Source organism: Spirulina sp. CCY15215, assembly GCF_016888125.1.
Lineage (GTDB): Bacteria > Cyanobacteriota > Cyanobacteriia > Cyanobacteriales > Spirulinaceae > CCY15215.
This window is the reverse complement of sequence record NZ_JACSWA010000327.1, coordinates 1-8866: the sequence shown is the minus strand read 5'-3', so window position 1 is coordinate 8866 and position 8866 is coordinate 1. Positions and strand designations below refer to the sequence as shown.

At 42.6% G+C, this 8866-nt stretch carries 10 protein-coding genes; 5 read left to right on the top strand and 5 right to left on the bottom strand.

The annotated features are described in order from the left end of the window. Window positions 1-86: 86 nt before the first annotated feature. The 3 genes from pgsA to JUI58_RS06325 all read right to left on the bottom strand — a co-directional run bounded on the left by pgsA (window position 87) and on the right by JUI58_RS06325 (window position 4409). Window positions 87-605 (bottom strand): CDP-diacylglycerol--glycerol-3-phosphate 3-phosphatidyltransferase, encoded by a 519-nt coding sequence (gene pgsA, locus JUI58_RS06335; protein WP_204102914.1) that lies wholly within the window; start codon window positions 603-605, stop codon window positions 87-89. 248 nt (window positions 606-853) lie between these two features. Continuing rightward, window positions 854-3190 (bottom strand): ATP-dependent Clp protease ATP-binding subunit, encoded by a 2337-nt coding sequence (locus JUI58_RS06330; RefSeq protein ID WP_204102913.1) that lies wholly within the window; start codon window positions 3188-3190, stop codon window positions 854-856. A 391-nt stretch (window positions 3191-3581) separates the two neighbouring features. After that, window positions 3582-4409 (bottom strand): SDR family oxidoreductase, encoded by an 828-nt coding sequence (locus tag JUI58_RS06325; RefSeq protein WP_204102912.1) that lies wholly within the window; start codon window positions 4407-4409, stop codon window positions 3582-3584. A 179-nt stretch (window positions 4410-4588) separates the two neighbouring features. On the opposite strand from JUI58_RS06325, the gene JUI58_RS06320 reads away from it, so the two are divergent. The 3 genes from JUI58_RS06320 to JUI58_RS06310 all read left to right on the top strand — a co-directional run bounded on the left by JUI58_RS06320 (window position 4589) and on the right by JUI58_RS06310 (window position 5576). Further along, a complete protein-coding gene (locus JUI58_RS06320) occupies window positions 4589-4882 on the top strand; it encodes a DUF433 domain-containing protein (RefSeq protein WP_204102911.1) in 294 nt (97 codons plus the stop codon). Next, the gene (locus JUI58_RS06315) at window positions 4879-5223 is read left to right on the top strand and encodes a DUF5615 family PIN-like protein (RefSeq protein WP_204102910.1); all 345 of its coding nucleotides are present in this window, start codon (window positions 4879-4881) and stop codon (window positions 5221-5223) included. The genes JUI58_RS06320 and JUI58_RS06315 overlap by 4 nt, the downstream gene beginning before the upstream one ends. Before the next feature lie 128 nt (window positions 5224-5351). After that, window positions 5352-5576, top strand: a complete 225-nt coding sequence (locus JUI58_RS06310; protein ID WP_204102909.1) for a type II toxin-antitoxin system HicB family antitoxin — start codon at window positions 5352-5354, stop codon at window positions 5574-5576. On the opposite strand, the gene JUI58_RS06305 is transcribed toward JUI58_RS06310, so the two are convergent. Both JUI58_RS06305 and JUI58_RS06300 read right to left on the bottom strand, forming a co-directional pair. Next, window positions 5577-6425, bottom strand: a complete 849-nt coding sequence (locus JUI58_RS06305) for an AAA family ATPase (RefSeq protein ID WP_204102908.1) — start codon at window positions 6423-6425, stop codon at window positions 5577-5579. 2 nt (window positions 6426-6427) lie between these two features. Continuing rightward, window positions 6428-7513, bottom strand: a complete 1086-nt coding sequence (locus JUI58_RS06300) for an RNA ligase (RefSeq protein ID WP_204102907.1) — start codon at window positions 7511-7513, stop codon at window positions 6428-6430. 95 nt (window positions 7514-7608) lie between these two features. Between JUI58_RS06300 and JUI58_RS06295 the strand changes: the two genes are divergently transcribed. Beyond that, the gene (locus JUI58_RS06295) at window positions 7609-8457 is read left to right on the top strand and encodes an MOSC N-terminal beta barrel domain-containing protein (protein ID WP_204102906.1); all 849 of its coding nucleotides are present in this window, start codon (window positions 7609-7611) and stop codon (window positions 8455-8457) included. 158 nt (window positions 8458-8615) lie between these two features. Next, window positions 8616-8768 carry a hypothetical protein gene (locus JUI58_RS06290; protein ID WP_204102905.1) on the top strand — a complete coding sequence of 51 codons (153 nt, stop codon included), beginning with the start codon at window positions 8616-8618 and terminating at the stop codon, window positions 8766-8768. Window positions 8769-8866 lie beyond the last annotated feature (98 nt).

The following is an 8866-nucleotide window of genomic DNA, read 5'->3' as shown; positions in this document are numbered from 1 at the left end:
GAGACATAGCGTTTCATACCTACTGAAAACTTTCTGGTGATATATTATCATATTTTACCAGATATTTTGAGCTTTTTCGTTAATTATTACGTCTCCACTGCAATTGTCGTTGGCCAAATATACAAACAACCTGAAATTAATGTTAGTGCCACTGCTAACCAAAAGAGGCAAAGCGTCCAAAATTGCCAAGTTTCCGGTAAAGGGGCAATTAAACAAGAGATAGCGGCGATTTGCACGACGGTTTTGAGTTTACCCCAGATATTAGCACCGGAAATGGTGGTTTGATTGACTCTCCAGCCGGCGATCGCCATTTCTCGTGCCAATATCAAAAATACCCCCCATGCGGGTATAACGCCCCATTGCAGCAAAATCAGGAAGGGGGCAAAAACCAATAATTTGTCAACTAAGGGATCGAGAAATTTGCCCAAGTCGCTGACTTGGTTGAGTTTACGAGCTAAATAGCCGTCTAACCAGTCTGTCCCTGCTGCGAGGAGAAAAATTCCCAAGGCAATTAGACGATGGCGATCGCTGGGATCTTGGAGAAAAAAGAAGAGCAAAGGAACACCCAAAAGTCGGGAAAGGGTGATCCAAGTTGGTAAATTAATACTTTGCATTGCCCCTAAAGTAGCGATCGCTCCATCTTACCTTTTTCGGAAATGCGATCGTGATAAATTGCTCTATTTAACCCGAGTTGCTAGTTACTAAATAGGATACGTTTTAATCCCCCTTAAACCCCCCTTAAAAAGGCAGGGATTATTCGTTGAAAAGGGGGAGGATAGAGGATGCTTCGCTTTTCAACGATGGGGGCTGGGGGGGATCGAATCAATAACTAGCAAGTTAAGTTATTACACGGTTAAACAGCTTGTAATGCTTGCAATGCCCGATCGGGATTCACTTTCACCTTGCCATCGTCGTCTACATCGGCGACAACCCGATCGCCAGCTTGCACCTCTTTAGTGAGAATGGCTTCTGCTAAACTGTCTTCGAGAAACCGCGTAATAGCGCGACGGAGAGGCCTTGCACCATAACTGGGATTGTATCCGGCTCCTACCACTAAGTCCTTAAAGGCTTCCGTCACCTCTAAATCAATATTTTGCAGGCTTTGGAGGCGATCGCGCACTTCCCGCAATAAAATATCGGCAATTTCCGTCACTTCTGGCTTGGTTAACTGACGGAAAACAATAATTTCATCAATGCGATTGAGAAATTCAGGACGGAAATATTGTTTTAAATCCTCTGTAACTTTAGTGCGAATGCGTTGATATTCAGCCTCTCCTGCATTCTCCACTAATTCAAAACCCATACCCGCTCCTCCTTTTTCGATCGCCTTCGAGCCGAGGTTGGAGGTCATAATGATCAGGGTATTTTTAAAGTCTACTTTGCGCCCGCTAGAATCAGTTAAATGTCCGTCATCTAACATTTGCAAGAGTAAATTAAAAACATCGGGGTGTGCCTTCTCAATCTCATCAAATAAAACAATAGAATAAGGCTTGCGGCGCACGGCTTCGGTGAGTTGTCCCCCTTGCTCGTAGCCAACAAAACCGGGAGCCGCACCGATGAGTTTAGAGGTTGTATGTCCTTCCATTAACTCTGACATATCGATGCGAATTAAATGATCTTCCGAACCAAAAAGAAAGGTGGCTAAGGCCTTAGAAAGTTCGGTTTTCCCCACTCCCGTCGGTCCAGAGAAAATAAAACTGGCAATGGGGCGATCGCGTCCTCCCATTCCCGTTCGCGATCGCCGTACAGCACGAGCAACGGCGGATACGGCTTCTTCTTGACCCACAACCCGTTCGTGTAATTGTGCTTCGAGGTGCAGCAGCATTTCTGATTCTGTTTCAGCGAGTTTAATTGTAGGAACTCCCGTCCATGCAGAGACAATGTGAGCAATTTCTTCCTCAGTGACAATTTGAGCCACTTCTTCCGCTTCCGGAGCAAACTTTTGCTGTCTGGAATGTCGCACTCGCACCCGCGATCCCGCTTCGTCAATTAAATCGATCGCCTTGTCGGGGAGAAAGCGATCGTTAATGTAGCGATCGGCGAAATTGGCCGCGGCGGCGATCGCCTTATCAGTAATGGTGACGCGGTGATGTTTCTCGTAACTCGAGCGCAACCCCCGCAAAATCTCAACGGTTTCCGCTACGGAAGGTTCTCCCACCAACACCTTTTGGAAACGGCGCTCTAAGGCTGCATCCCGTTCGATATGCTTGCGATACTCATCCAGGGTCGTCGCCCCCAAACATTGCAGTTCTCCTCGCGCTAAAGCGGGTTTGAGCATACTGGCAGCATCGACTCCTCCCCCGATCGCCCCGGTGCCGACGAGATTGTGAATTTCATCGATGACGAGGATAATATTGCCCGCTTTTTTCACTTCTGCAACGACGGTTTTTAAACGTTCTTCAAATTCCCCTCGGAAGCGAGTTCCCGCCATTAAAGCAGCCATGTCTAAAGCAATAACTTGTTTGCCTTTCACCAAAGCTGGGACATCATCTTGAACGATACGTTGAGCCAGTCCTTCCGCGATCGCCGTTTTTCCCACTCCCGGTTCCCCCACCAAAACGGGGTTATTTTTTGTGCGACGACCGAGAATTTGCAGGACTCGTTCTAATTCATTGCTACGCCCTACCATAGGATCGAGTTTCCCTTTGCGAGCTAGGTCGGTCAAATCGGTGCTAAAGTCTGCTAATTGGGTAGAGCCTTCCCGAGAACCGCCAAATACGCCCATTTCGGGATTCATCCCTACCCCTGAAGCGGCAGTTTCTCCCATACGGCGCAGGATTTCTGTACGCAGGGCATCGCGATCGACTCCCAGTTGTTGTAGAACTTTAATGGCAACGCTTTCTTTTTCATTGGCCAAGGCCAATAAAAGATGTTCGGTACCGATGTAAGTATGTCCTAATTGCCTGGCTTCATCGAAGGATTGCTCGAAGATTTTTTTCGCTTTTGGGGTGAAGGGTAGGTTCGGTGGGGCGTAACCGGGACCTCGACCAATGTAGCGATCGACGGCAGTTCTGGCGGCTTTGAGGGTGACACCCATATCCCGGAGAACTCGGGCGGCGATCGCGGTGCCTTCGCCAATTAAACCCAAGAGGATTTGTTCTGTACCGACCAGGTTATGACCCGTGCGACGAGCTTCTTCTTGTGCCAACATAACAGCTTTAATAGCGGTGTCTGCAAAATGTTCAAACATAGGACTTTGTGGATTTAGTTAAGAAATTGTGACTATTTTTTAGTTGCTAGTTTTACTTTAGCGATTCCGGAACGATTTTAGAAAGTCGAATAACCCGTCAGTTAATGGTAGGGTCAAAGATGAGGAGAGCCGAAGAATTCCTGAGTTGCTAATTTTAGGGCTGCGATCGCTATTTTCATTGTACTCGTTCTCTTCGGTGTTTGGCTAACATTAATTTCCGTTTAGGTGGATCGTTTCCTCTCTCACGATGATCGTTATTATGGTTCGTTTGGCCTGCTTCCTAAAGAGATGTAGGGATGTTTATTCCCCTATGGCCACTGCAATTGTAGAAAAGGGCGATCGCATTGCCTTTCAGGGATAGAGGCGATAAGCAAAGAAGATAAAATAAGTTTCAGATCCCTAACTGAGGATGGAGAAATTGAAAGCCGGCTTCTTTGATTTTTTCGGTTGAAACGCGAACATTATAAGGATAAGGTATCTCTTTCTCATCCCAGGCGATCGCCGGTAAATTGTGAATTTGACAGACGCGATCGAGGAGTTCTCGTCGAGAGATTTGTTCGTCACAAACTAAATTATAAATGCCTCCTAATTGCTTTTCTCGTGCAAAATCAATGGCCTTAACAATATCTTCTAAATGCACCCAATTGGAAATATTTTCCCCTTTTCCTGCTAGAGTTTGACCCGCAATGCGCTTAAAAATCTTGGCAATTTCGCGATCGCGTCCATAAATTCCTCCCAAGCGCAGAATGCAGATTTTGCGCGTTTCCCTTGCAGCAGAGAGTAACACATTTTCAGTTTCCCAGAGAATCTGACCTTGAATTGAAGTAGGGGAAACTGGAAAAGATTCATCGACGCGATCGCCATCGCGATCGCCATAAAGGGAATAAACCCCAGTATAAATAATTTGTTGAACTGTCAGAAATTCCGGTAGCAGATCGACTAAGGTTTGCGCGGTAGCCAAATAAGTATTGCGATAGATATCCTCTTGTCGCGTTTTGGCACCGATACTCAACAAGACAGTTTCTTGACCTCGCAAAACAGTTTTTAAGCCTTCTCTGTCGTCTCCTTTCACGACTACAACGCGATCGGCGATCGCTTCTAATTCGGGGATGCGATCGGAATTTGTTGTCGTCACTGTCACCGTAAAACCTTGCCTTTTCCAATGATGTGCAACTTCACTTCCCACATAACCGCAACCGATAATTGCTACATTTTTCATGTTAGTTTATTCCTCAAAGTTTATCTCTTTTATCTCGTAAGGCGATCGCGCTTCAATTCCTCCTATTGAGTCTATACTGTCGGTGCGCTATAATCTATAGTTGGAGAGTCGAGCTATCCATTCTCATTCTTTGCCATAACCTGTAGACTTTAAGAACAATTAGAGGCGTAATTTATCTTATGTCAAGTAAAACTCTTTCCCGCTATGTCAATCGAAACCCTGAGATTTTAGGTGGAGAACCAATTATAATAGGAACTCGTACATCTGTTCGAGCTATTATTGGTCTATGGCGGATGGGTATTATGCCAGAAGAAATTCTCAACCATTTACCTCATCTAACTTTAGCTCAAGTATTTGATGCCTTGAGTTTTTATCTAGATAATCAAGCGGAAATTAATGAGTACATTGAAAATAATCGAGTACCCAATGAGTTAGTACACCCATCTGTTCGAGCTATTTTAACTGAATTATGAGGCTTGACACCGCACTCTATACAGATGAAGATATGTCGGCTTTAGTAGCCACTCTTCTGCGATCGCGCGGTCTAGATATCACGACTGTTCCCGAACAAGGAAATCTTGGCAAAACCGATATTGAGCAACTTGAATTTGCAACCTCTGTAAATCGATGTCTCTTGACACATAATCGTGTTGACTTTGAGAAATTGCATATTCGGTATGTTGAGGCAAGTAGAGAACACGCTGGGATTATTGTCGTTCCTCAGAAAAATGCTTATGAAGTCGCAAGGAGAATTGGCATATTAGTTAACACACTTATGGCTGATGAGATTAGAAATCAATTGTTATATGCCTAAATCTTGTTGATAATCTTGTTAAGATGCGGTGGGTCTGATGAATATTTTTGGTTCTATGCTCTCGCGTCGAGACTTGTAAAATGTAACATATAAAACTTACAGAAAAATGTAAAGAAAGGAGATTTTCAATGACACTGGCCACTTCAACCCAAACCAGAACTGTTATTTTATCGATTGATGAAGACGGTTACATCGTTGCGGAAGTCCCCAGCTTACCCGGTTGTATCAGTCAAGGAGAAACCCGCGAAATTGCGATCGCCAATATTCAAGAAGCAATTTCTCTTCATCTAGAAGTATTACAAGAACGAGGAGAAATGATTCCAGACGATCGCATTGAGGTAGTTCTAGTTTGATTAGAAATCTCCTTCTGCTACTTGAAAGACCGTTAACCCCAAACTTCGCCACATTTCCACGACCTGATTTCGGTCATCGAGAATGAAGCGAATATTATATTTTCCCTCAATATTTTGACGATATATTTCCTCTTTAATAATAGAGTCTTTGCGTTGGTCGCCTGTTTTTCGCATATAGATTGCACGATATTTTACACCATATCTTTTTAACCATTCCTCCGTTTGTGCTTGACCGTCATCCGTGCGACCGGAAAGAATGATGATAGTTGTATCTTTTTGCCATTTTAACACCGTTTCTAACACGGGAGGATTCGGTAAATCTTCGCCACATTTAGACACATCATAAGGACTGCGATCGCCCATAATTGCTAAGGTTCCATCCATATCGACAATAATTGCATCGGGAAGATTAGGATCGCGATCGGGGACTTGGGGACGAGTGCGAATATAGCGATTATACATCTTCATAATCACCTCTTTTCCCACCGATCGCGGTCGTTCTAAATCTCGACGAATGCACTCTTCAACAGGAACTTCTAAGAAAGAATCATTCACCTCAACCAGAGCTTTTCCTTTGACTAATTCCTTAATATACTCCACATGATGACCAAAGTTAGTATCATCTACAATGACGTGCTTTCCTGCTTCTAAAGCCATCAAAATAATTTGATCTCGTAACTTAAGAATAAACTTTTCATTTTTTGGCGACCAATAGGAAGCATGAGCCATTTCTCGTAATAAATCTTTGTTTGTCCTCACCCAACGTCCAGGATTTTCTAATAATAATTCCTTGGCATAACTTGATTTTCCCGAAGCAGGTAAACCAATTAAAACTAAGACCTTTTTCATGTTTAAACTCCTAAATAAATATTTTCAATCTCTAACAGTTGTTCTACTTTAGGGAGAGATGTTTTTTGCAAAGACTCTCGAATACTATCAGATTTTCCCGATCGCAAAGCAAATAAAATCCCCGAGTAAGGCAAATGTTTAATGCTTAACGCAAAATCTTTCTGACTGGGAATATCTTTATAGCGATTGTATTCTGCTTCTATTTTGTTCGCAAAATCATCATATTTTTGTTGAATATTGTGATACATTTCTGTCCATTCGGGATAATAGGAGAGAAATTCATCGCCTTCATGTTTCAGAATAATTTCTAACATTCTGCGAGTCGAAAATCCCTGACGAAAATGGGAGAGTGCGACATATTCTGGAGACTTAACCTTGACTCGACGAAAAGCGCGATCGCAGATGACATAGCCTTCAGAATTCATGGGATCGAGGTACTTGGATGCTTCCAAAATTTCCGACCAACTTCCTAACGGATAAGTTTTTACTAACTCCCAACCATATCGATCCGTCCAAATTTTTGGCTCTTCTTCTCCCAGGGTTTTAAGATTGCGAACGCCATGTAAAGTTAACTGATTGGACTCTTGTTTAACAACAATCCGATTATAAGGAGTCATTAACTCAAAACTAAAACAATATTCAGTTTCTTTGGGTAAAGTATAGCCTAATTCTTGCCACACTTGCCAAAATAACTTTGCAAATGTAAACGGAAAGCCATTAACTTGTCCCGTTGCATCCGGAGTCCCGCTAGATTGTACTCGCCACTGGTCATCGTAATAATAAAGTACCATTAAAGAGCCATCTAATTTATCATAAACGGTGGCATTATTCCAATCTATCTCAACGGCATTGGGTTCACCATAGTTAAAGAATTTATTGTAAGAATAGGAAACAATTTCCCAATCTTTTTCTTCATCTAAAATAATACCCCGAGATTGCTGCACGATTTTCTCTTCCATTGGTGACTCGATTTGCGAGTACTTCAAACAAACCAAATTAGGATATTGATGATGGCGATTGGCTTTAATATGATATTGATGACATAAGTTTTCTAATCCGCGATCGCGCAGATACTCTATCAATTCCATTGCATTTTTGTAAAACAACAGCACTTTTTATTATAAACTATTGTCATCCGTTCGCTATCAACTATCAACCATCAACTATCAACTACCCAATATCTATGCAAATTTGTGAACTTGCTATCTACCCGATCAAAGCCTGTCGCAGTATTTCCTTAAAAACTGCAACAGTCACTCCCAAAGGATTTCTCTGGGATCGAGAATTTATGATAACCGATCGCGCTGGCAAATTCCTCACCCAACGCCAATATCCTCAACTGGCTTTAATTGAGGTGCAAATCGAAGGAGAAAAAATAACTTTATCAGCAGCATCTTATCCAACAATTGAGTTTACGGCAACGATAATAGGAGAAGAAATAAGCGTAGAAGTGTGGCGCGATCGCCTCATGGCAATCGATCAAGGAGATCAAGTTGCTAACTGGCTACAATCTGTATTAAAAACTCCTCATCCTTTACGTTTAGTGAGGCAGTCTCCTCGTTATATTCGTCCCATTAATCCCAACTATGCTACTCGAGAGAATGCCCCCGTTAGTTTTGCCGATGGCTACCCTTTCTTAATTACCAACACAGCATCTTTAGCAGAATTAAACCGGAGATTAACAGCCATATATCCCGATCGCTCTCAAAACGTCCCCATGAATCGCTTTCGTCCTAATATTGTTATTGACAGCGATCGCCCTTTCCTCGAAGATGAATGGCAAGTCCTGCAAATTGGAGAAGTAGTCTTTGATTTGGTAAAACCTTGCGCTCGCTGTATTGTCACCACGACAGATCAAATAAGCGCACAATGCAACGAATTACGCGAACCTTTAAAAACTTTGGGAACATTTCGACATTTTGGCAAGGAAGGAATTATCTTTGGCCAAAATGCAATTCCGCGACAAACCGGACAGATTAAAATCGGCGACAAAGTGCAAAACTTGGCACAAAACTTAACAAATTCAATATAATTGTCCCTCTAAGTAAAGTATTAAAAATATATTCAAATAATCATTACAAAATTGAGAAATTTGAGTCCAAAATTATTAGTAAACCCTGACAATAGGATTAGAGAAGCAAATGAGCGATCTCTTTTCAACAACTCAATTCAGCATGGAGGCTAGAGGTCATGAATATTAGCAAAGTATTTGCGGAAACCAGTCTATTTATCTCCGAAGCATTTGCGCGAATTTTCAGTCCGACGGATAATATGTATCCCCTTGTTGGCGTACAGCCTTTTTCCGGCGATCCTTATGAAAAAAAAGGCCATTATGATTGGTAATTAGTCAGGAACTCACCGCTAAGTCCTCCGGACTCTAGCGGGAGCTTGAAAAAGCCCTAACCTGACCAGACTCAGCGAGAAATCGCTACGTTATTTAG